Here is a 24,744-nt window from a genome sequence, read left to right as displayed (position 1 = left end):
AATTTTAATCCGTAAAGATCAACAGACCCTAATTTACTGAACTTTAATTTTATCGATTAATATACTACTCAAGTAAAACTGCATCATAGGTGTTAATGCACTTACTTCTGTTCTATTACATGGACCGCTAAGTTTAGTAAGGCTAGATAGTTTTGACAACGTTTTGTACTGAGGGATTTGAATATCTTTGCCAAGTCTTTCAATACGGGCCTCGTCAGTGTTTTGCTGATGAATAAAAGCGACAACCTCAAGCTCATTTGTTATTTTTTGCTCTTCGGTGAAATTGTAAATTAGTGGTTCACGATGAAAACTTGCACTGTCGATTGAAGATTTAGCAAACCAAACAACATCACCCGATGACTTGTGCGTGAGACGCATACTAACTTGTGCAAATATTGCAGCGCACTGTTGTGTTGGGTATTGCTGGGCAACATTTGAATATAAAGTAAATGGCTTCTCTGGTTGCTTTATTGCGTACTTAGTATCGTCTGTGAAAGTTAAATCGAGTTGCTGAATAGTCAGTGTGTAGTCACTGTTATTTTTAGTTGTTACTTTTAGTTGTTTATCGTTCAGTGCTTGGCTAATTTGCGATAGAAGTTTATCGGTTACGCTTGCCTTATCGGTAATGATTTTTACTGTTTGGTTTCTAACTACTTTATGTGCAGGAAGTTGAACCGATTTAACTTTTGGAGATGAGTGCTCTGTAGTGTACTCAAGTTGATAGGTCTGACTTTTTAATGTTGGCTTTAATGGCATAGCCAGTGGTTCGGCCGGTTGCTTTGTAATAGCACAACCAGTTGATAATAAAATAAAAAGTGACACAACTAAAAAACGCATAAGTACTAAACACTCGCTTAAAACCAAATAATCGTCGTATTGTACGTTAGTACAAACAAAACTTCATGATATTATCTGCGCAGATGTAGTTAAAAAGATAAATTTTATAAAAAATGAAGTATCTCAACTCTTTATCGTATTGCCTATCTGCTTTGTGTTTGCTGTTTAGTTCTGTGGGTTTTGCAGCAAAAGCGGATCCTGATTGGGATGCATTTGTAAAAAAGTACGGCCGTTACGCACAAAAAAAATTAAAAAGTAAAGGTATACCCGGTGCAGCGCTTTCGATTGTAAATATAAACAATTCAGACTACATCCACACCATGGGCGTAACTAAATCACGAAATGGACAAAAAGTTAATAAGCATACTCGGTTTAGACTCGCGTCTGTTTCGAAGACATTTGCAGGCTCGTTATCAGCTAAATTGGCTGCTAACGGCCTACTGGAATTAGATAAGCCTGTTAGCGAATACATAACTGATTTTAAAGGGACTGTTTATCAAGATGATTTAAAGGTGTTTCATCTTTTGAGCCATTCAAGTGGATTAGTTCCTAATGCATACGACAATTTAATTGAATCTCGTATGGATTACCCAGGTATTGTTGAAAAGCTGCTTAGCGTCAAACCAATTTGCAAACCCGGCGAATGTTATGGCTATCAAAACGTTATGTTTAGTCTTATAGGTGATGTGATATTACAAAGCACCGATAAAAGTTACGGACAGTGGTTACGAGAAGCTATTTTTGAGCCATTAAAAATGAGTGATGCGAGCTTAGGTTTTGAACAAATGGTGCATGACAATAATTATGCTCTACCTCATGTGCGGGGTAAAAAGCGCTGGTATAGCGCTAAGCTTAAAAAAAATTATTATAAAGTGGGACCTGCAGCTGGTGTGAACGCTAGCGCAAGTGATATGGCTATTTGGTTAAGAGCGCAGCTGGGCCAATATCCTGATGTTTTATCATTGGATACTCTAGCAAAACAAACACGCCCTTATACACATACAAAAAAAGAAATGCATCGCAGGGTGTGGAAAAAACACCTTAATGAAGCTTATTACGGGTTAGGTTGGCGCGTTTATAACTATGCTGATGAAACACTTTACTATCATAGTGGCTGGGTGCAAGGATATAGAAGTGATGTGGTTGTATTTCCTCACTTAAATATTGGTTTTAGCTTAATAGTTAATGCTGAAACCGGCGTAATCAATGAGCTAACGACTGAATTTATCGATAGGCTATTTGAATACAAACGAGGTAAAAAATATGAATAATAAAATAATATTAGCAATCACTTTTTTAGTCATGTTATTTAATTGTAGTTTAGTGTTTGCAGCACCTGATGCGATATATTTGTTTCGTCATAGCGAAAAGTTAACGGGTAAAAATCCAGCGCTCTCAGAGGTGGGAAAGGCACGTGCAAATAATTTAGTTACTTTTTTCAAAGAGTATCAAAATATACATATTTTCAGCAGCAACTATAAACGCACGTTACAAACAGCGGCCCCTTTGCAGGCATATTTTAATACCGACGTAAATGTGTATAACGCAGGTGAGCTAAGTGATTTAAAAAATGAGTTACTAAAACTAAAAGGTGTAGTTGTTGTTATTGGGCACAGTAATACAACACCGCAACTAGCCGAGCTACTTTCGAATGAAAAAGTGCCAGCAATGAGTGAAACACAATTTACTCAGTACTTTATATTGAATAAGAAGCCCAGTAGTAATGGTAGTGAATATGATGTAACCCATCATAAAATGAGTTTTTGATTTAAAGCGTTAAATAATAAAAAACCAGCATTAAGCTGGTTTTTTCAATTTAAACGCACTAAATCCTTTAACAGGAATAATTAGTTACGCGGTAAATGTATTTTTTTCTCAACGCTTTGACGATAAAGCACAATAGTGTGACCTATCGTTTGTAGCTTAGTCGCACCAGTTTCACGTACGATTGCTTCAAAAATTAATGCTTTTGTTTCACGATCGTCAGTTGGAACTTTAACTTTGATTAATTCGTGAATTTCTAATGCACTTTGAATTTCTACTACTACGCCTTCGGTTAAACCGTTAGAACCTAGTAAAACTACAGGCTTAAGGCTATGTGCCTGACCTTTTAAAAACTGCTTTTGTTTGTTTGATAATGTCATGTTTATACAAATTTTGCTGAATATGGCTTGAATTAAGGGTATTCTAACGCCATCTAGAGAATATTACTAATTAGTTGCGTGTTAATTTATGACAAATAAAAAACAGTCAGCCAGTTCACAACGATGGCTGAAAGAACATTTTGATGATAAATATGTTCAAGAAGCGCAAAAAAAAGGCTGGCGTTCCCGAGCGGTTTTTAAATTAGATGAAGTACAAAATAGAGATAAAATACTTCGTCCAGGTATGACAGTTGTTGATTTAGGGGCGGCTCCAGGAAGTTGGTCTCAATATTTGGCTGAAAAAGTAGGTGACAAAGGCCAAGTGATCGCGTGTGATATATTACCGATGGATTCACTTGCGGGTGTTGACTTCTTACAAGGTGACTTTCGTGAGGAGGCTGTATTAAATGCGTTGTTAAAACGTATTGATGGTAAAAATGTTGATGTGGTACTCTCTGACATGGCACCAAATATGAGTGGTAATAACTCAGTAGATCAAGCGGGTAGTATGTATTTGGTAGAACTTGCGCTGGATATGTGTAGTCAAGTACTAAAGAAAAATGGCGCATTTATTGTTAAAGTTTTCCAAGGAGAAGGCTTTGATCAATACTTGCAAGATGTACGTAATAGTTTTAAAGCAGTGAAAATACGCAAACCTGATGCCTCACGTGCCCGTTCTCGGGAAGTATATATAGTAGCGACTGGATACAAACTGTAGTACAGTTGCTTGGCGTTTAGTTGAATTTAAATTAATTGGATACAAGAGGTTAACCCCTTGAGCGATATGGCGAAAAATTTAATACTATGGCTGGTGATTGCAGTTGTGCTGATGTCAGTCTTTCAGAGCTTTAATGGCGGCGAGCAAGTTGATCGTCAAACAAGTTACACTCAATTTGTAAAAGATGTCCGCAGTGGCTCTTTACAAGAAGTTATTATCGACCGCGGTACAGGAAATATTACTGGTACTAAGAGCAGTGGTGAGCGTTTTCAAACAACGATGCCAATGTACGATGAAGATTTAATAAATGATTTACTTAAAAATGATGTAAATGTGAAGGGTGTACAACCTGAAGAACAATCATTCTTAGCAAGTATATTTATTTCTTGGTTCCCGATGATACTGCTTATAGGTGTATGGATATTCTTCATGCGTCAAATGCAAGGCGGCGGCGGTAAAGGCGCTATGTCATTTGGTAAGAGTAAAGCTCGCTTAATGAGTGAAGATCAAATTAAAACAACGTTTGCTGATGTTGCAGGTTGTGATGAAGCGAAAGAAGATGTTACTGAGCTGGTAGACTTTTTACGAGATCCTTCTAAGTTTCAAAAACTTGGCGGTAGTATTCCTAAAGGTGTACTAATGGTTGGTCCTCCAGGTACCGGTAAAACGTTACTTGCAAAGGCTGTTGCTGGTGAAGCTAAAGTGCCATTCTTTACAATTTCTGGTTCAGATTTTGTTGAAATGTTTGTGGGTGTTGGTGCGTCACGTGTACGTGACATGTTTGAGCAAGCTAAAAAAGCGGCGCCTTGTATTATCTTTATAGATGAGATTGACGCTGTTGGTCGTAAACGTGGTGCTGGTATGGGCGGCGGTAACGATGAACGTGAGCAAACACTTAACCAAATGCTAGTAGAAATGGATGGCTTTGGTGGTAACGAAGGTATTATCGTTATCGCAGCAACTAACCGACCAGATGTATTAGACCCTGCATTACTTCGTCCAGGTCGTTTTGACCGTCAAGTTGAAGTAGGTTTACCTGATATTCGTGGTCGTGAGCAAATACTTAAAGTACACATGCGTAAAGTGCCATTAGGCGATAACGTAGAAGCGGCTCTTATAGCACGTGGTACTCCAGGTTTCTCTGGCGCGGATTTAGCAAACTTAGTAAACGAAGCTGCACTTTATGCAGCGCGTGGTAATAAACGTGTTGTAAGTATGGCTGAATTTGACGCTGCTAAAGATAAAATCATGATGGGCGCAGAGCGCAAGACCATGGTGATGAGCGAGCAAGAAAAAGCAATGACAGCGTACCATGAAGCTGGCCATGCAATTGTTGGTCGTATGGTGCCAGAACATGATCCAGTTTATAAAGTATCTATTATTCCACGTGGCCGTGCGCTGGGTGTAACAATGTACTTGCCTGAACAAGATCGTGTTAGCCATTCAAAAGAGCTTTTAGAATCAATGATTTCTAGCCTTTATGGTGGCCGTATTGCTGAAGCGCTTATTTACGGCGCAGATAAAGTAACAACGGGTGCAAGTAATGACATTGAACGAGCTACAGATATAGCGCGTAAAATGGTTACACATTGGGGTTTAAGTGAAAAACTAGGTCCGTTACTTTATGCTGAAGATCAGAACGAAATGTATATGGGTGGTGGCGGTAGTCGTTCATCTAGCATGTCGGACGACACGGCAAAAGTAATTGATGCAGAGGTTCGATTACTTTCAGATCGTAACTATCAAAGAGCAGAAGAAATATTAAAAGAAAATATTGATATTCTTCACTCAATGAAAGATGCGTTAATGAAATACGAAACTATTGATGCTAAGCAAATTGATGATTTAATGGCACGCCAACCAGTACGTGAACCGCGTGATGCACATGACCGTCATGAAGCTAAACCGGTAAAAGCGGAAGAACCTCAAGAACCAGTTGCTGATGAAAGTCAAAAGACTGATGATTCATCAAAAAAAGATGAAACAAACCTTGATGATAAAGCTGAATAATCGTTAAAATAGTAATGAAAGCCCCGAACTTCGGGGCTTTTTTGTATCAGCTATTTAGAAAAAGAATAAAGGTTGGCAATGACTAACATATTAAAGCTTCCGAGAGGGCGTACGCTTAATCTTGAAAAGCCCGTTATTATGGGAATATTAAATGTAACGCCGGATTCATTTTCTGATGGTGGGCAGTTTTTAGATCCCAAAATAGCGCTAAAACGCGCAATGCAATTATTAGATGACGGTGCGACAATTTTAGATATAGGGGGAGAATCTACTCGCCCAGGCGCGCCAGATGTTAGCTTAGAAGATGAACTTGCTCGAGTAATCCCCGCTATTAAAGCGATACGTCAGCACAGTGATTGCGTTATTTCAATTGATACTAGTAAAGCGCAAGTAATGGAACAAGCAATACTTGCAGGGGCAGATATAGTCAATGATGTTAGAGCTTTGCAAGAAATAGACGCCTTAGAAACGGTTGCGCAGTATGAAGATGTAGCAATTTGTTTAATGCATATGCAAGGGCAGCCCCGGAGCATGCAATCGTCACCTCATTACGATAATTTGTTTGCAGATATAAGTATGTTTTTTAGTGAACGTATTAAAGCATGTGAAACAGCTGGGATTAAGTTTGAACGACTTATTCTAGACCCAGGTTTTGGATTTGGAAAAACGCTTAGTCATAACTATCAAATATTGGCTAAGTTTGATGATTTTAATAAATTAGGTTTGCCATTATTGGCCGGATTATCTCGTAAATCGATGATAGGTAATTTATTAAACAGAAATACAAATGAACGGTTAGCGGGCAGCTTAGCGGGTGCGTTAATCGCAGCGCAAAATGGCGCAAAAATTATTCGTGTACATGACGTAAAAGAAACCGCAGATGTACTTGGTGTATATCAAGCCTGCGAACAAGGAATTTCACAATGAAAGAAAGAAAATATTTTGGCACCGATGGCGTGCGTGGACTTGTAGGCGCTGCTCCAATAAACCCTGAATTTGCAATGAAGCTAGGCTGGGCTGCTGGGCGTGTATTATCGCAAAGTGGTACTAAAAAAGTAATTATTGGTAAAGATACGCGTATTTCGGGCTATATGCTTGAAACCGCACTTGAGGCTGGTTTAATTGCTGCTGGTATTGATGTTGTACTATTGGGTCCTATGCCTACACCGGCCGTTGCTTATTTAGCGCAAACATTTCGTGCTGAGGCAGGTATTGTAATTAGTGCCTCACATAATCCGTATTACGATAACGGTATTAAGTTTTTCAATGGTCAAGGCTTAAAGCTTGATGATGCAGTAGAACTTGAAATTGAAGCGATGCTTGATGAGCAAATGACATGTGTTGCTTCAGATAAATTGGGCAAAGCATCGCGTTTAGTCAGTGCGGATGGCCGCTATATAGAGTTTTGTAAGAGCCAGTTCCCGCAAGGCCTGTCTTTAGAAGGTCTTAAAATTGTTGTCGATTGCGCAAATGGCGCAACTTATCACATTGCACCTTCTGTTATGCGTGAACTTGGCGCAGAAGTAATAACACATGCGTGTGAGCCTAACGGCGTTAATATCAACCATGAATGTGGCGCTACTCACGTAGATACCCTTAAACGTAAAGTGCTTGAACTTAAAGCCGACGTAGGTATTGCATACGATGGTGATGGTGACCGCGTGATGATGGTTGATCATAATGGCCGTGTTTTTGATGGTGATGATCTGGTTTATATTATTGCTTGCCAAGCAGCCCAAGATGATAATTTGGGTGGTGGTGTAGTTGGTACTGTTATGTCTAACATGGGCCTTGAAAACGCTTTAAAAGCAAAAGGTATCGAGTTTGCTCGCAGTAAAGTAGGGGACCGCTATGTTATGGAATTACTACAGCAAAAAGGCTGGAAAATTGGCGGTGAAAGCTCAGGGCATGTACTAAACCTAGATTTAATTAGTACGGGTGATGGTATTATTTCAAGCTTACAAGTACTTGCTGCTATGGTTGCACAAAATCGCACATTGCAAGACTTAGGTGCTGGTTTTACCAAGTATCCAATGAAGATGATTAACGTGCGTTATACAGCTGGAACTGACCCGACAAAAGCACCAGAAGTGCTTTCAGCTGTAGCAGAAGTAGAGCTTGCTTTAGGCGATAAAGGCCGTGTTTTACTGCGCAAATCAGGCACTGAACCTGTGGTTCGTGTTATGGTTGAAGCCGAGCAAGAAAAGATTGTAATAGACAGCGCTCAAAAAATTGCAGCTGTTGTAGAATCTATGAGCAAACAAACTGATTAATAACAATAATCTCTTGTAAATTTGGGCGAGAAAAGTTAATATCTCGCCCGCTTTCTAATGTGGAGTGGATAATGGCAATACGCAAGGCGATGGTCGCAGGCAACTGGAAAATGAATGGCTCTTTAGAGTTAGTTAAACAAATGTCTGACGCTATTAACGATGTAAAATCACAAGAGATGGACATTGTTTTATTTCCTCCATTCCCACTTGTACCAGCAATGGTAGCTAGCGGTGTTTCTACAGGAGCTCAAACTGTTTCTGAAAATACACCTGGCGCATTTACTGGTGAAGTTGATGCGCAGCTTATAAAAGATTTAGGTGCAACTTACGTACTCGTTGGTCATTCTGAACGCCGCAGTATTTATAACGAAAGTAATGCAACAGTCGCTGAAAAGTTTGCTAGAGCACAGCAAGTTGGGTTAACACCAATATTATGTGTAGGCGAGAGCGAAAGTGAGCAAGAAAACGGCCAAACCGAACAAGTAGTTGCTGCACAAATTGATGCAGTAATAGAGAAATTAGGTGTAGCAGCACTGAAAGATTCTGTGATAGCATACGAGCCCGTTTGGGCCATAGGCACAGGTAAGACTGCATCGCCAGAGCAGGCACAAACTGTTCATAAATTTATCCGTGACAAAATTGCATCACTTGATAGCAATTTAGCACAAGGGCTTACCATCTTATATGGTGGTAGCGTTAATGAAAAAAATAGCGAATTATTATTTGCACAAACAGATATAGATGGCGGCTTAATTGGCGGCGCAAGTCTAAAAGCAGAATCTTTTACTGCAATCTGTAACAGTGCAAAAGGGACTGTATAAGATGTACGAAATTTTATTAGTAGTTTATTTAGTTGTGGCTTTGGCTCTAGTTGGAATGGTTTTAATTCAACAAGGTAAAGGCGCAGATATGGGTTCTTCATTTGGCGCTGGTGCATCAGGCACAGTTTTTGGTTCGTCAGGTGCAGGTAACTTTATGACAAAAACAACCACAAGCTTAGCAACGGTATTTTTTGTATTAAGCATTGTGTTAGGAAACCTAACTGCTGGTCAAATTAAAAAGACTGACGAATGGGAAAACCTAGAAGCAGCTCCAGCAGTAGAAACAGTAGTTCCTGTTGAAGAAGATGTTCCAGTAACATCTACTAAAGAGCAAAGCTCTGACGTACCAAACTAATTTAGCGTAAAGCTATCTTTAAACGATTTATAGTCCTCAAATAAATCACATGTTTAACAATTAAGCGAAAGCTTAAAAAATGCGGATGTGGTGGAATTGGTAGACACGCCACCTTGAGGGGGTGGTGCTTTAGGGCATGGGGGTTCAAGTCCCCCCATCCGCACCAAATTTAGAAACCAGTAGCAGTGATGTTACTGGTTTTTTTGTATCTGTAATTTATTGTGATTGTTTTATGAGCGATGTGTGTTTATTGTTAAATAATTCTTCTATTTGTTAGAAAAAACTAGAAATATTACAAATTTAGCTCACACTTATAGATATCAAGCCGATAATAGATATAGACAATAAAATAAGGTAGCACAGTATGGCTTCAGGCTTCTCTTTTCAAAACCTAAGCATAACAAAAAAAATACATGCAATAACATGCATTGCGGTAGTGGCTTTCATAGTGATCGTATTGATAAACTATTTAGCTATGAATGATAATAAGGTTTCTCTCGATGAAATGAGTAACTCATCGTATAAGGTTGTAAAAATAACGTCGCAAAACGTAGGGCTTTTAGAAAAACTTGATGAACTTTATACCCAAGCGGTTACGTTTGGTGAGCAAGATCTTATAGTTAAAGCAGACGAGGTATATCAAACTTTAGAGTCTAATATTACCTTAATAACGCAACTTAATAACTCCTACATTAATAACGATATTATTAATGAGTTGTCAGATTATGAAAAAATATCCTCAAGTATTGCTACAGGTATGGTTAACGGTACTGCTGATTTTAGTAAGATTCAGCAACAAGCGCAGCTTAAAACAAGTTTATATGGATCTGTCTTAGAAAGTTTTAAAGGCGCTCAACAAAAAGCGGATAATCGTTTTTTTGAACTGGTTGCCAACACTAAAGCGCGCTCTGATGAAGCATTAACTCTAATGTTAGCTGTATCCATTATTTCATTAATTTTATTATTGTTTATGGCTATTTGGATTGCTAAGAATATAGGTTCATCTGCGAGTGATGCAGCTAACAACCTTAGTTTATTAGCAAGCGGCAATGGTTCTTTAAGCACACAGCTATCTGTTAACTCAGAAGACGAAATTGGCCAAGTCTCTATTAATTTTAACGCATTTATTTCCTTACTAAGAGAAACAGTTCTTGAAGTTATTGCTGTATGTGAGCCTTTAATGGAAAACTCAACACGATTAGTTCAAGGTATGGAACAAGCTGAGCGTGCTACAACAAAGCAAACCACTGATGCTGAAATTGTTAAGCAATCTATGGAAGAAATGAAACAGAGTGTTGGTGATATATCAGAATCTGCAGCTAACGCTTCTCACGCTGCTGAAACGGCCGAGAAAGAAGTTGAACAAAGTCGTACACAAGTACAGATGTCAGTTACCGCTTCTCGTACGCTCAGTGATGAAATTAATCGAGCTGCAGGGACTATTAATAAGCTTGCGGACGATACAAAAAATGTATCGCAGATTTTGAATGTAATTACGTCTATTGCAGATCAGACAAACTTACTTGCTCTTAATGCTGCTATTGAAGCTGCACGAGCAGGTGAACATGGAAGAGGCTTTGCTGTAGTGGCAGATGAGGTTCGTGAACTGGCTTCTCGCACTGCACATTCTACTAATGAAATACGTGAACTATTGGGATCATTAACGACTGCCGCAAATGAATCTGTAGCTGCTATGACTTCAGCACGTGATATGGCAACAGATAATGCTACAGCCGCAGAAAAAACAGGTATTTCAATAGAGAAAATCGCAGAGCAAATGTTAGAAATTAATGGTATGAATTCGCAAATAGCAGCAGCGACTGAGGAACAAACATCCGTTGCAGCTATGGTAGTAGATAATGTGTCAAATATGCATGTATCGTTCGAAGATACTATGGACTCACTACTTGCTGTACGCGACGTAGCCAAAAACCTACATTACCTATCTGATAACCTATTAGATGCAACCGCTAAGTTTAGAATCGAGTAAAGCTTAGTACTGAGTCAGTATAAAAATCTACCCTAGGGTTGATGCCAGTTAGTTAACCGCTGACTGGCTTTTTTGTTTGGATATCTGGTTTGACATACCTAGTATATGTCCACTCCCGCTTTATTAGTAATATGTGATGCTCTACTTTAGCTTACTATTGCTCTATTTATTTAGGGATACTCCCTGAGTTCACAATAAACATAGTCTGAATTAAGTTAATAATATTAATTGCACACGTCGTAACACTCAGTTGACAGAAGTCTTCTGAATTGGGTGCGTAGCTATTGGCTAGAGAAAGTGTTGTAGTGGGTTGCAAAAAAAAGGCCTCTGAATAAATTCAGAAGCCTTCATAAACGAACCAGAAGGCCGGTTTATCGATTGGTTAAATATTTCTCAACCTATCTGTATTAACCTCTGGGTGGTTTTTATATCAATTTCACTGCTAAAAGGTCGCAATTACTTTTACTTTATCGGTCACTTTAGCACTATCAACATAGCCAATTGCATTTCCATTAGCTGCAACAAAATCAATAACAGCTTGGTCAGTTGTTAGTTTTTCAGGCGGGGTACCTTTACCTGTAAATACAAGCTTTGACCAATATGCATTTAACTGACTGCTAGACTTACCCACTACTTTGTCGTTAAATTCATCAGCTACAGATGTACCGTCTTGATTTATAGGATTAACTTTATCGCCATTACTAAATGACTTACTTTTTCCCAGATAAATCTTTTTTATTGTGTCAGCATCTACAGAGCTAGCATTGCTTGGATTAATAATCACAGCAACTTCTGCAAATACATTAATTGAGCACAATGAAAGTGCACTTACTAAAATTAATTTTTTCATCATAAGCTCCAATTAAAAGACAAGATCTACACCGACAGCTACAACATCCGTCTCTGTATCAGTTATGTCATCTTCAAAACGACTAAAGTCGATCTTGAAAGCAGCGGAAGGATGAAAATCATAACGTGCACCAATTGTGTATACGTTACTTTGTGCACGAAGACCTTCAAGAGCACCATTTACAGCTGAATTTAAGGTTGGTATTGACTCAATGGTATTAAAACGTGATGAGTCATGTTTGTCATCATTGTCTTCATAAGTAAAATGAACAATTACACTGTCAATACGGTAACCAACTGATGCGTAATACTGTGACTGTTCTGGTAGTATACTGTCTTCAACCTCAAATTGCGTATATTCGGCATCAAACAAAAAGTTTTCATAATCAATAGAAAAACCAACGCCAACGAAGCTCGTTTTATCTTCTTCAGTGATTAGGTCATTCGCAGTATTAGTTAAGCCACTATCAGACAATACACTTACGAGACCAATTAGGCCGCTATCCTCTGATGAAATGCTAGTGTCGGCCACAATGTATGCAGCTCGCGCACTGAACCAGTCGTATGATAGACTCCAGTTTATACCGCCTAAATTATTTAATTCAGCAGGTAATTCTGTTCCAAATACGTCAATATCACCATCGAATGCACCATAAAAGCCTTGAAGCGTAGAATCCCAATCACCCAATTGAGAGCTGTAAACTACACTAACGCCTTCATAAGTTGAAAATGGGATACCGTATACTGATTTTGGCGGACGTACCCAGCGATAAGCATAACCTACATCCAAGAAATCAGAATACTTGTAAAAAGGAACACGCATTTTACCAGCGCTAAATTGCAGTTCATCGCTGTATTCATAAGTAACGTATGCCCATTCGAATGTAGCGTCAAAGTCATCCTCTCCACGCGCAATAATTTGAGCCGTAGCTGTTAGCTTTTCATGTAGGTCTGCAGATAATTGTAAAGCGAATTTACTCTCATTTTTAAAAGAGATATCGTCATCATAGCCGTACAAAGTACTGTCACTATCCAGACTTTTACCACCGACAATTGATGCAAAACCATTAATTCTTACCTCAGCACTAGCATAGCTAGATGCTAAAACTGCACATACAGCCACTGCTACAGATAGCTTTTTCATATGTTGTTCCTATTTGTTATTTAAATGTTGATTTCTTTATTAGTATAAGTGCATAACGAGTATTTATCTAATAAACAGAATGGTTTAAGGTTTTTATTTAATTTTTAGTCAATATTATTTTGTTTTTTAAATTAATCAGGTGCGAATGTTTGTGTTTAAAAATGTTTAGCCCTGTCTTCGGGTACAAAAATATGCCTCCTGTAACTTATTTTTATAATTTTATCTGTAAGCCATCAGAGCTGTATTTACTGCTACATAAAGTTGCTATTACTTAACTCTATGTATTTCACATAAGTTACTTGGTTTAAATGTTTATATTTTATGTAAATATATAGTCGAAATTATTAATAAGTAAAGTTAGCTATAAGCAAATAGCAACTTTCTAAACGGAAGTTTTATTATAGGATTAAATTTTTTTTAGCGAGATTGTCCAAAGGAAATAGCGCTCATGAAGAAGCTAACTTGTTTTTTATTATGCTGCTTTGCAATGAATGCATACGGTTACGATGAAGTAAGTCTTTTGATAGATTATATCTCGCTATTTAGCGTCTCCATTACACAAAATAATACTTTGCAGTACTTTCAGATGACCTCGTGAGTATAAAACTAGTGATTAATTGTAATTCACCTATGGAGAGTCAAGCATTCTGAAAGTGGTGGCCTTCGTTATCAGTAATTACTACTCTAGGGCCTGGTCCATTATTTGCTGGAGATCTGAAAGTTTGTGGTGCCGGGCCACTGCTTTATACAATAAGTAATATCAATACCTTGTAATTATTTCAGGTATTAATAAATAGTAAGGAGAAAAGTATAATTTTTATTTGCAGTATTAAGTTCGAAATAGTGGATTTTTGATATTGACTCGACATGAAAGGCACTTCCAGAGTGCTGTTTAAGAAAAGAAAGTTGCTGGTTGTATAGGGTATTTAAGTGGGCCCAACTTTGACTTTATGCTTTCAGTTGAAATAATAATTCAGAGTCAAAGTCGAGTAGATACAATAAGGTTTCAAATAAGCTCGCTTAACTATTGATCTTATTTAAGTTTTTTTGACACCAAAGTAATGCTTGTTGCTTATTTTTTACAGCAATTTTTTGGTAAACCTTGTGTAGGTGGACGCGAACAGTAGCTTCACTTATAAATAAAGTGTCGGCAATTGCACTTGAATGTAAGCCAGAAAATAATAAGTTTAATACTTTCATTTCCTTGCAGGTTAAGTTGTTTGATTGCAGAGTAGTTTGTTGTTCACTCGCTAGCATTTGCCTCATCCAATCATCGGTTACTGCACGAGGGAACCATAACTTTCCTTGTTCAATGGCTTCTAATCCTTGTTGAAGTAGTACTTCGTCAGTACCTTCGTAAAACAATCCTTTTAAATTTGGCCACTCTTTTAATGCTAGTACATCGCAGTCTTTTGGGACATCAAAAATTACCAGTCCTTGGTGACCATTTTTTAGCATGAATTGATTAATAAGTTCATAATTGGTAATGACGTTTAAAGCTTGATAATTAACAAGTAAAACGTTGAAGTCAGCTGCAACACAAAAAAGTGAAGTGTAATTTGGATTTGTGAAGCATTTGAGGCTTTTATCAGCTGTGTTTTCAATATTCATAATATTCTATCCATAGACTACATTTTAGTACTATATTCTTATTTTTAGTTAATTTCAATGATAGGGGAATGTGTTGTAGCTCTTTTTTTATACACTAAAGTACATGTGTAAAGTACGTTTTATGTGCTTTTTAAAATTGTATTTATGCGGTTTTTTGTTTTAAAACAGCTTTTTAGTGAGGTTGATATTAATGTTCTTTATTTATGATAATCCATCTAAAGCTAACAATGCTTAAGTCGCTTTTATTCTTTATACATTTATTTAAATAATTTATACATTTCTTCACAATTCTGTCATATAATGCCCATCCAGAGGAAAGATGCATTACGCATCTTTTTTTATGCCTGAAATTTATACTCTTAAGTATAAATGCATAACTAAATCACACGGTATCCTTTGGAGAATATTTTGAAATTACGTAACCTCTCACAATTAAGTCTAGCAATTTTTGCTGCACTCACTACCTCTGTAAACGCCGAAGAAACTAAAACAACAGCTAAACAAGATGCTTTTGAAAAGATAGAAGTAACAGCTCGTAAACGTACAGAGAGCCTGTTTGAATCTCCAACCGCTATCACTTCAATTGGCGCTAACCTAATTGATAAAGCCAATATGAGTAACCTAGAAGATATTGGTAAATATGTTCCAAATTTAAATATTACCCGCTATGGCGTAGGCAATTCTGCGCATGCGTCTGTATTTATCCGTGGTATAGGTTTGCAAGATCACATAATAACTACCGATCCGGGTGTGGGTGTGTATCTTGATGGTGTGTACTTAGGTCGTCAAATGGGTTCTAACTTATCATTACCTAATGTTGAGCGTGTTGAAGTGCTTCGTGGCCCACAAGGTACTTTATATGGCCGTAATACATTAGGTGGCGCTGTAAATGTAATTACAAAGCAACCTGGTGATGAAGGTATTGTTACTACTACAGCTAAGCTGGGAAGTCGTGGACGTATTGCCGGTGATGTTTATTTTAATAACTCACTAACAGATGATGTAAGTATGTCTGCAAGTGCATCGTATAAAACACGTGATGGTGTGGGCGAAGCTGTTAATTTAGCAAACCCAGAAAAAGAAATTGGTGAAGAAGAAGAATTTAGTGGTCGTGTTGCACTTAAATGGCAAGCAAATACCGACTTAGCATTCACTTTTTCTTTAGATGGTGTTGATAACGAATCTGGCCAATCGCCTTATACTATTGAATTGACAGACCCACTAGACTCAAATGATGTGTTTAATGGCGACTTCCCATTATTGACTCAAGATTTAATTCCATCAGACCCTGATGATTTAGGCACAACTGTTGCGGGTATTGAATCTACCTCTTACTCAGGTTGGGGCACATCGTTTTCAGCCGACTGGGCAATTAACGATACTTATACCACTAAGTTTATCTCAAGCTACCGTACATCTGAGTATGAAGGTGGCCTAGATGATGATGCATCACCTTTAAACTTGTCTGAGTTTCCAGAGGAGGGCGGTGCTGATCAGTACTCATTTGAAGTTCAGCTAAATGCAACATTCGATAATATGGACTTTGTATCTGGTCTTTACTTTTTTAATGAAGATGGCTTTACACGTTCAGGCCCGTTTGTATTTAGCCCATTTAATACACCTAATGGCTTGTTGAATGATGGTGTAACAGAATCATTTGGCGGTTACGGCGAATTTGAAATTAACCAAGAAACTAATTCGTATGCAGCATATATAAATGCCAGCTACGATTTAACTGACGATTTAACGGTTGGTGGTGGCCTTCGTTATTCAAAAGATAAGAAAGATGCAAATGCTATATTCCCATCATTTCCAACTCGTAAATATGTAAGTGCAGATTTTGATGCAGTTACGTGGGATGTAAATGCATCTTATCAGCTTAGCAATAATATGAATGTTTATGGCCAGATTCAAAAAGGCTATCAAACAGGTGGTTTTCCACCGCGTCCATTTGGTGGACCAGATCAATTTGTATCGTTTGACGAAACAAAAGCGATTAACTACGAAATGGGCTTAAAAGGCCAAGTACACGAAAATGTATCTATGATGCTTGCGGTATTTGTGACTGATTACACCGATTTAGCATTGCCGTTTTCAGATCCAACAGCGGGTGGTGGCTTTGTAACAATTGTAGAAAATGCGGGTCAATCTACAGCGCAAGGTATTGAGCTTGAAACAACCGTTGCTATTACCGATGACTTTACTATTCGTAGTGCAGTTGGTTATTTAGATTCTGAAATAACAGAAGTGGCTGAGGGTGTACAAGGCATAGGTAAAGGCGATTCACCAGCACTGACGCCACGCTGGACTGTCATGGTTGCACCTTCTTACTTTATGGATTTAGAGAGTGGCGCAACACTTGCGTTTAATGCTAATTATTCGTATCGCAGTGAAATGCAAGGTCAATCAGTTTACAACCAAAGTGAGACCATTGATTCTCGTGAACTAGTTGGTTTTAATATTTCGTACACTAATCCATATGGCGATATGGAAGTTACACTGTATGGTGAAAACGTTCTAAACGAAGTTTACGATGTTGGTCGCCTACAACAATCAGGTTTTGTTGGTGTAATGCGTAGTAATGACCGCAGTGAATTTGGTTTGAAACTCAAAAAAGATTTTGAGCTATAAACTAAAATAAAGTAAATAAAATTCAATGTAATTGACGTTTATTTTTCATAATAAAGGCCGAATCATGCTGTGATTCGGCCTTTATATATTCAATAGTAAAATTATTATCCGCATAATTTAAATCCCTAATTTAAATTGCTGATTTAAAACAATCAACATAACCACTTTTAAGTATTTGTATCAGCTAAAATGCGCCTTTTTAGTTTGTGTAAAGGCTTGGTTGTTCGTTACAATGGCGCCACTTAATTGCCAAACGGACTCAGTGATGAAAATTCTTGCCGATCAAAATATGCCTTTAGTTGAGCAGTACTTTGCAGACTTTGGTGAGGTTGAGCGTTTTGATGGTCGTAAATTAACGCCTGAACAATTAATAAATGTAGATGTACTCCTTACTCGTTCAGTGACTAATGTTAATCATGAACTATTGGCACAAGCTAACAAGCTGAGCTTTGTGGGCACTGCCACAATTGGCATTGACCATATTGATACGCAATTACTACATGACAGAAATATTGCTTTTACCAGTGCTCCTGGTTGTAATGCCGTTGCTGTAGCTGAATATGTAATTAGTAGTTTATTTGCATTAAGCCAAGAAAATGCGCGCCCATTGTGTGGTCAAACAATTGGTATTGTAGGAATGGGTAACATTGGCACGTGTTTGTCGCAAAAATTAAAAGCATTAAATGTCGACTTACTGTTATGCGATCCAATTAAGCACGAACAGGGCTTACTACAAGAGCATGTAGCGCTTGATGAGTTATTAGCGCAATCAGATGTTGTTACTTTTCATGTTCCACTTATTAAAAGTGGCGAGCACAAAACGCTGCAAATGATGAATAAAGAGCGATTAAAAGCACTTAAGCCAGGAACCACGCTAATTAATGCAAGCCGAGGCGACGTAATTGATAATCAAGCATTGCTTGAGGTAATGGAAGCTGGGGCTGATTTAGATATAGTACTTGATGTATGGGAAAAAGAGCCCAATATTCTAACTGAATTACTAGAGCATGTGCGTTATGCCAGTGTGCATATCGCAGGGCATACACTTGAGGGGAAAGCACGAGGTACACAAATGTTGTATCAAAAATTGTGTGACCTAAAAGGTGTAGAGGTGAGTAAATCGTTGGATGATTTTTTACCAATACCTGCTATTACACATGCAACTGTTACGCAAAGCCTTAGCGAGCAAGATATTGCCCGTTTGGTGCATTTAATTTATGACGTACGCCGCGATGACGGAATTTTACTTCGTCATTTAGAAGGTGAGGGCTTTGATAGTTTACGTAAAAACTATCCGGTAAGGCGAGAATTTAGCACCTTATTCCTACAAGGTGATAGCCCACAACTAGCAGCACTTAGTCAACTTGGCTTTAGCATAGCTAAATAATTATTTAACTAACGATGTTGTTTTAATGTCGTTTATAGAGGAAGAAATATGTCGCAAAAATATAACGTTGCCGTACTTGGCGCTACTGGTTTAGTAGGCCGTCAAATCATTGAAACGCTAGCAGATCGTAAGTTTCCTGTAGATCAGCTTTTTTTACTTGCGAGCAGCCGCAGCGCAGGTGAAGACATAAAGTTTCGTGGTGAGACCATTGAAGTACTTGACGTTGAAGGCTTTGATTTTAGCCAAGCGCATATAGGTTTGTTTTCTGCTGGTGGTAGTGTATCTGAAAAATATGCTCCTATTGCTGCTGATGCCGGCTGTATTGTAATCGATAATACATCGCACTTTAGAAATGATTTTGAAATCCCACTAGTGGTGCCAGAAGTTAATGCTTCAAGTCTAGCTGATTTTAGGAATCGTAATATTATTGCTAACCCTAACTGTTCAACTATTCAGATGATGTTAGCACTTAAACCAATTTATGATGCTTACGGAATAGACCGTATTAACGTATCTACTTACCAAGCTGTATCGGGCGCAGGTAAAGAAGCGGTTGATGAACTTGCAAAGCAAACAGCTAACTTGATGAATGCACGCCCTATGGATAATAAAGTATTTCCAAAGCAAATTGCATTTAACGTTATTCCTCAAATTGATAGCTTTGAGGATAATGGCTATACACGCGAAGAAATGAAAATGGTAAATGAAACTCATAAAATTTTGGGTGATACCACTATTGCAGTAAATCCTACATGTGTACGTGTTCCCGTGTTTTTTGGTCACTCAGAATCAATTAATATTGAAACGCGCATGCCTTATGACTTTGAACACGTTAAGCAACTTTTAAAAGACGCGCCTGGTGTCGAGCTAATTGATGATGAAGGTGATTACCCTACAGCAGTGTCTGACGCTAGTGGTAACGATACTGTTTATATAGGCCGATTACGTGCTGATATTTCTCATCCTCATGGATTAAACATGTGGGTTGTAAGTGATAACACTCGCAAAGGTGCTGCAACTAACAGTATTCAAATTGCAGAAGAGCTTATTGCTAATTACATGTAATAGTTAATAGCGCTGAACACACTTTCGAAGCGGTAAACATTATTTGTTTGCCGCTTTTTGTTTATAGAGCTTGTCAGTTTTTTGCCGTTTATTTTTAAAAGTATAAAAACTGATTGATAACACTCAATAAATTAATATTTATAAAGATGTTTTAAGGCATTTATTTTCAAGGTGTTGCGATGGATATTAAGCCTTAACTGGTTTATAGTTTGTAATTGGAATAGAGCTTGCAATAAAAATAGATTGTAATAATAAATGCGAATCAGTCATTTGGCTGATAACAGCAATAATCAACAATATTTATGCACTTAAGCTTTAAGTGTTTTGTTAATATTTAAATATTAAAGGATCAGCATGCGCGGTTTAGTTACACTTATTATATTAGCGTCTGCATTGATAGTAACGCCAGTTTACTCTCAAGACAGTACCCAATTAAAGGGGCCTAAAGGCGTTGACTATGGTGCGCAAGGGCGATCTATTGGGCCAATTAAACCAACAGATACACTTTGGCGTATAGCGGCTAAAGTGCGCCCAGATAACTCCGTCAGCATTTATCAAGTTATGCAGGCCTTGTATAACAAAAACCCCAACTCTTTTTTAGAACAAAATCTTAATCATATTCAAAATGGTGCCTATTTAAAAATCCCTACTTTAGCCGAAATAAAAGGTGTAAATACACAGCTTGCAAAACAACGCTCAGAGCAAGATGATGCATTATGGGAAAAGAAAAAAAATGGCACACTTACGCAAAGCGAAATTACCTCAGCACAAACAAAAGTAACCCAAGCTCGTAAAGTCGACGTAGACGATGCCAAAAAAGAGATACAGAAAGAATTAAATGAAATAAAAACAGAGCAAAGTACTAAGCTGGTTGAGTTACAACAACAATTTAAAAATTCTGTAAGCAATGTAGAAGAAATTTTAGTTGAGAATAATAATCTTAAAAAACAATTATCAGGTATTTCAAACGAACTCGAAAACTTACGCTTGCAGTTAGGGCAAGACAGTGAAATTCAAAATCAATTAAAAGAACTAATTGTTAAGCAAAACGAGATTATTGCACAACAAAAAAAACAAGAGATAGTACCAAAAGAATCGTTTGATTTAAGCTCATTATTTTCAAATCCGATAGTGCTGGGTTTATTAATGTTTATTCCTGGGCTACTGATTATTTTTGCAATTGTTATGTTTTTACGCAAACGAGCAAGTAATCAAGAAGAGCCACAAAACGATGATGACTTTTTACCACAAACCCCAATTTACACTGGCGATGATGATTTAGGTCCAAGTTTAAATGACGATCCAATTGTACCCGACCCTTTAGATGACTTGAGTGTTCAACTTGATGATAATCTTGAAAATGGTATGTTGCCTGATGATGATTTAGATGACGGCCTAGATGATTTTTCAGGTGGTGAGAATTTACTCGATCAGGATGAGCTTGAAAGTCTACTAAGTGATGACATTGTTTTTGATGATGAAAATACCGATGACGATGATGAACTCGATATTTTTATGCAGCAAGGGTTTGATCAACCTTCAGATGAAAACGCTGAAGATATTGATTTAGACTTATCTGATGACTCAATAAACAATGATGAAATTCTAACTAATGACGATTTAGATAGCTTGTTTGATGAAGACGATAGTCTACCTGAGTTTGATGCACCGCAAACAAGCGAAGCTTTAGAGGATGATAGCTTAGAGTCTCATGATGAAATGGCGGCTTTAAGTGAGGAGCTTGCAGATGATGATAATTTTGATATAGATGAATTATTAGATCAAACATCAACAGAATTAGATACCTCAAATAACACTTCAGCTGAACTTGATACAAGCGACGACTTTGATTTAGACGATATAGATAGCTTAATTGATGAAGCGAATGACCCAAAAAGTGATGTGGTAGATGACTCAATTGATGCAGAGTTACTCGACGAAGATGAACTTCTAGAAGAAAGCGACGATTTTGATTTAGATGACATAGATAGCTTAATTGATGAAGCAGCGGTTGACACTGCAGATGATTCATTAGTTGAGGAAAGCGACGATTTTGATTTAGATGACATAGATAGCTTAATTGATGAAGCAGCGGTTGACACTGCAGATGATTCATTAGTTGAGGAAAGTGATGACTTTGATTTAGACGACATAGATAACCTAATTGATGAGGCAGCAGTTGATACTGCAAATGATTCATTAGTTGAGGAAAGTGACGACTTTGATTTAGACGACATAGATAGCTTAATTGATGAGGCAGCGGTTGATACTGCAAATGATTCATTAGTTGAGGAAAGTGACGACTTTGATTTAGACGACATAGATAACCTAATTGATGAGGCAGCAGTTGATACTGCAAATGATTCATTAGTTGAGGAAAGTGACGACTTTGATTTAGACGACATAGATAGCTTAATTGATGAGGCAGCGGTTGATACTGCAGATAAATCATTAGTTGAGGAAAGTAACGACTTTGATTTAGACGACATAGATAACCTAATTGATGATGAACTAAAAAATTCAGATGTAAGAGATTCAGAACTTGATAATGCATTAGCAGACTCAGTTGAGGATTTAGCAGATGCTCAAGAAGAATTAAATGTCGATGATATTGAGTCGCTTGCTTCATCATTAAATGAAGAGCCTGAACTTACAGAAGAGCCAGAGCTTGAAGAAGAGCCAGAGCTTGAAGAAGAACCAGAGCTTGTAGAAGAGCCAGAGCTTGAAGAAGAACCAGAACTTGTAGAAGAGCCAGAGCTTGAAGAAGAGCCTAAGCTTGAAGAAGAGCCCGAGCTTGAAGAAGAGCCTGAGCTTGAAGAAGAGCCTGAGCTTGAAGAAGAGCCTGAGCTTGAAGAAGAGCCTGAGCTTGAAGAAGAACCTGAACTTGAAGAAGAGCCAGAGCTTTACGATGAGCCAGAACTTGAAGAAGAGCCTAAGCTTGAAGAAGAGCCTAAGCTTGAAGAAGAGCCAGAACTTGAAGAAGAACCAGAGCTTTACGATGAGCCAGAGCTTGAAGAAGAGCCAGAGCTTGAAGAAGAGCCAGAGCTTGAAGAAGAGCCAGAGCTTGAAGAAGAACCAGAACTTGTAGAAGAGCCAGAGCTTGAAGAAGAGCCTGAGCTTGAAGAAGAGCCAGAGCTTGAAGAAGAACCAGAACTTGAAGAAGAGCCAGAGCTTTACGATGAGCCTAAGCTTGAAGAAGAGCCAGAGCTTGAAGAAGAGCCTGAGCTTGAACAAGAGCCAGAACTTATAGATGTAACGGTTGATGATTTTTCAGACACATCAGAGTCGCTTCTTGATCCTGAAGATGCACTTGAAGAATATACAGATGATACTTTAAAGAGCGTTGATGAGCTTTTAAGTGAGCTACAACAGGCCACTGATGACGACTATATAGAAACACCTGATTGGTCTTTAGATGAGCTTGATGATGATCTTGAAGAAATAGAAGTTGATCTTGGTGACGATCCGCTAGCGGGCGACGATGACTCAGATCTTACTGAAATTGAAGAGCAGCTTGATAGCGAGCTTGTAACGCCAAGTGAAGAGTTGGATGAATATCCTGAACTTGAATTAGACGATGATCAATCATTATTAGAGAATGAGCCTTCGTTTGAGCCGCAAGAGCTTAAAGGAGATGCATCGGGTGATGAAAATGCAGTAGCACTTAGTCAAACAGAGAAAGATCTCGCAAATGCGCTTATGGCAGATGGTGATTTAGATAGTTTAGAAGATGATTTTGATGATGAACTATTAATTGATAATGACTTCTCTGAATTAGAAACTGAAACGGAGATTGAAGATGAGTCGCTTGATGATGATTTACTTCAAGAAATTAATAATGAGGTTGATTCTGTTGAACCACCAAGTATTGAAGATGACATCAAACCTCTTAACCTTGATGAAGTTCAAGAAACATTAGAAAGTGAGTTGCCATTTACCCCTGAAGAATTACAAGGGGATGATTTAGATGGTGAGGCACCGGGAGTCGCTTCCAGCCAAGCTGAGCAAGATTTAGCAAACGCACTTATGGCAGATGCTGATTTAGATAGTTTAGAAAATGATTTTGATGATGAGATTTTAATTGAAAATGATTTTTCTGAATTAGATGCTGAATTTGACGAAGATAGTTTAGAGCAAGCGCTAACTGATGAGTTATCAGACGAATCGCAAGAGCAAACAAATGCAGAGCGCGAAGCACAGTTAACAAGCTTAGATGAAGTGGGTAGCACTGATATTAGCTCTGACGACGAACTTGATGAAGAGTTTATGTCGAATTTGACGCAAACTGATTTTGATTCATTACTTAGTGAGTTAGCAGAGCCTGAAGACTTAAGTGTTGATGACAGCAGTGAATTTGATGTTGACTTTGACAGCTTGCTAAAAGAAGACTTAGAGACAGATGATTCATTAACTACAAAAGAGTCACTTGTTGAAGGTAGTGATGTTGAGCAACTTGATAATGACGAATTTGTAGATATTGATTCATTATTAGAAGAAAGTGACGACGCTGAACTTGAACACGAACCTTACACCGACGTTAATATGGATGTCGGTTTGAGTGAGTTTGATGCATTACTTGCAGGTGATAACCCAACGGATGTTGATGCTGAAAGTGGTGGCTACTCAGCTAAACTTGATTTAGCGCGTGCTTATATTGAAATTGATGATTTTGATTCTGCGCTTAAAGTTATTGAGGATGTCATTAACAAAGGTCCTGAAGAAGTTCAAGAGGAAGCACTTAGCTTAAAAGCTAAACTAAAATAATTAAAATGTTTATAAGAACCCGTATCTAGCTTAGCTAAATACGGGTTTTTTTATGTGTATTGGTTTGATTACGACAGGTCTCCTTTTATTGCATCGTTAGATAGCATAAAATGCCTCGTTCATTAGCACAGTAGGTAAAACGGTA

18 protein-coding genes and 1 tRNA gene are annotated in these 24,744 nt (G+C 37.9%); 14 read left to right on the top strand and 5 right to left on the bottom strand.

The window, feature by feature from the left end:
- Positions 1-33: 33 nt before the first annotated feature.
- A complete protein-coding gene (locus I6F44_RS04655; protein ID WP_007586622.1) occupies positions 34-837 on the bottom strand; it encodes a hypothetical protein in 804 nt (267 codons plus the stop codon).
- A 113-nt stretch (positions 838-950) separates the two neighbouring features.
- Between I6F44_RS04655 and I6F44_RS04650 the strand changes: the two genes are divergently transcribed.
- Positions 951-2,108: a serine hydrolase domain-containing protein gene (locus I6F44_RS04650; RefSeq protein ID WP_197173357.1), complete on the top strand. Its 1,158-nt coding sequence runs from the start codon at positions 951-953 to the stop codon at positions 2,106-2,108.
- Positions 2,101-2,604 (top strand): SixA phosphatase family protein, encoded by a 504-nt coding sequence (locus tag I6F44_RS04645; protein ID WP_197173356.1) that lies wholly within the window; start codon positions 2,101-2,103, stop codon positions 2,602-2,604. Before I6F44_RS04650 ends, I6F44_RS04645 begins: the two co-directional genes overlap by 8 nt.
- An 80-nt stretch (positions 2,605-2,684) precedes the next feature.
- On the opposite strand, the gene yhbY is transcribed toward I6F44_RS04645, so the two are convergent.
- A complete protein-coding gene (gene yhbY / locus I6F44_RS04640) occupies positions 2,685-2,981 on the bottom strand; it encodes a ribosome assembly RNA-binding protein YhbY (RefSeq protein ID WP_002963153.1) in 297 nt (98 codons plus the stop codon).
- Positions 2,982-3,069: 88 nt separating this feature from the next.
- On the opposite strand from yhbY, the gene rlmE reads away from it, so the two are divergent.
- The 8 genes from rlmE (at position 3,070) to I6F44_RS04600 (ending at position 11,148) form a co-directional block, all read left to right on the top strand.
- Positions 3,070-3,699, top strand: a complete 630-nt coding sequence (rlmE, locus tag I6F44_RS04635; RefSeq protein WP_007586629.1) for a 23S rRNA (uridine(2552)-2'-O)-methyltransferase RlmE — start codon at positions 3,070-3,072, stop codon at positions 3,697-3,699.
- A gap of 66 nt (positions 3,700-3,765) precedes the next feature.
- Positions 3,766-5,709 (top strand): ATP-dependent zinc metalloprotease FtsH, encoded by a 1,944-nt coding sequence (ftsH, locus tag I6F44_RS04630; RefSeq protein ID WP_032827068.1) that lies wholly within the window; start codon positions 3,766-3,768, stop codon positions 5,707-5,709.
- 78 nt (positions 5,710-5,787) lie between these two features.
- A complete protein-coding gene (gene folP / locus I6F44_RS04625; RefSeq protein ID WP_010553862.1) occupies positions 5,788-6,636 on the top strand; it encodes a dihydropteroate synthase in 849 nt (282 codons plus the stop codon).
- Positions 6,633-7,982, top strand: a complete 1,350-nt coding sequence (gene glmM / locus I6F44_RS04620; RefSeq protein ID WP_007586638.1) for a phosphoglucosamine mutase — start codon at positions 6,633-6,635, stop codon at positions 7,980-7,982. Before folP ends, glmM begins: the two co-directional genes overlap by 4 nt.
- A gap of 71 nt (positions 7,983-8,053) precedes the next feature.
- Complete coding sequence (gene tpiA / locus I6F44_RS04615) at positions 8,054-8,803, top strand: triose-phosphate isomerase (RefSeq protein ID WP_007586641.1); 750 nt, start codon at positions 8,054-8,056, stop codon at positions 8,801-8,803.
- Position 8,804: 1 nt separating this feature from the next.
- A complete protein-coding gene (gene secG, locus I6F44_RS04610; protein ID WP_002962769.1) occupies positions 8,805-9,158 on the top strand; it encodes a preprotein translocase subunit SecG in 354 nt (117 codons plus the stop codon).
- Positions 9,159-9,239: 81 nt separating this feature from the next.
- A tRNA-Leu gene (locus I6F44_RS04605) sits at positions 9,240-9,324 on the top strand.
- Between the two features lie 198 nt (positions 9,325-9,522).
- Positions 9,523-11,148 (top strand): methyl-accepting chemotaxis protein, encoded by a 1,626-nt coding sequence (locus I6F44_RS04600; RefSeq protein WP_024590962.1) that lies wholly within the window; start codon positions 9,523-9,525, stop codon positions 11,146-11,148.
- A gap of 442 nt (positions 11,149-11,590) precedes the next feature.
- Here I6F44_RS04600 and I6F44_RS04595 read toward each other — a convergent pair whose 3' ends face one another.
- From I6F44_RS04595 to I6F44_RS04585, 3 genes are all read right to left on the bottom strand, one after another.
- A complete protein-coding gene (locus I6F44_RS04595) occupies positions 11,591-11,998 on the bottom strand; it encodes a phosphate ABC transporter substrate-binding protein (RefSeq protein WP_165721602.1) in 408 nt (135 codons plus the stop codon).
- Positions 11,999-12,010: 12 nt separating this feature from the next.
- A complete protein-coding gene (locus I6F44_RS04590) occupies positions 12,011-13,141 on the bottom strand; it encodes a porin (protein ID WP_076924484.1) in 1,131 nt (376 codons plus the stop codon).
- Between the two features lie 1,020 nt (positions 13,142-14,161).
- Positions 14,162-14,752 carry a LuxR C-terminal-related transcriptional regulator gene (locus tag I6F44_RS04585; RefSeq protein WP_165721603.1) on the bottom strand — a complete coding sequence of 197 codons (591 nt, stop codon included), beginning with the start codon at positions 14,750-14,752 and terminating at the stop codon, positions 14,162-14,164.
- A gap of 408 nt (positions 14,753-15,160) precedes the next feature.
- Between I6F44_RS04585 and I6F44_RS04580 the strand changes: the two genes are divergently transcribed.
- The 4 genes from I6F44_RS04580 to I6F44_RS04565 all read left to right on the top strand — a co-directional run bounded on the left by I6F44_RS04580 (position 15,161) and on the right by I6F44_RS04565 (position 24,599).
- Positions 15,161-17,383, top strand: a complete 2,223-nt coding sequence (locus tag I6F44_RS04580) for a TonB-dependent receptor (protein ID WP_197173355.1) — start codon at positions 15,161-15,163, stop codon at positions 17,381-17,383.
- Between the two features lie 265 nt (positions 17,384-17,648).
- Complete coding sequence (locus I6F44_RS04575) at positions 17,649-18,770, top strand: 4-phosphoerythronate dehydrogenase (RefSeq protein WP_197173354.1); 1,122 nt, start codon at positions 17,649-17,651, stop codon at positions 18,768-18,770.
- 48 nt (positions 18,771-18,818) lie between these two features.
- The gene (locus I6F44_RS04570; RefSeq protein ID WP_007586655.1) at positions 18,819-19,835 is read left to right on the top strand and encodes an aspartate-semialdehyde dehydrogenase; all 1,017 of its coding nucleotides are present in this window, start codon (positions 18,819-18,821) and stop codon (positions 19,833-19,835) included.
- A 354-nt stretch (positions 19,836-20,189) separates the two neighbouring features.
- Positions 20,190-24,599 carry a FimV/HubP family polar landmark protein gene (locus I6F44_RS04565; protein WP_197173353.1) on the top strand — a complete coding sequence of 1,470 codons (4,410 nt, stop codon included), beginning with the start codon at positions 20,190-20,192 and terminating at the stop codon, positions 24,597-24,599.
- The last annotated feature ends 145 nt before the right edge of the window (positions 24,600-24,744 follow it).

The organism is Pseudoalteromonas sp. NZS11_1 (assembly GCF_015864275.1).
GTDB lineage: Bacteria > Pseudomonadota > Gammaproteobacteria > Enterobacterales > Alteromonadaceae > Pseudoalteromonas > Pseudoalteromonas arctica.
Note: the sequence above shows the minus strand (reverse complement) of the source record. Positions and strands in the feature narration are given on the sequence as shown.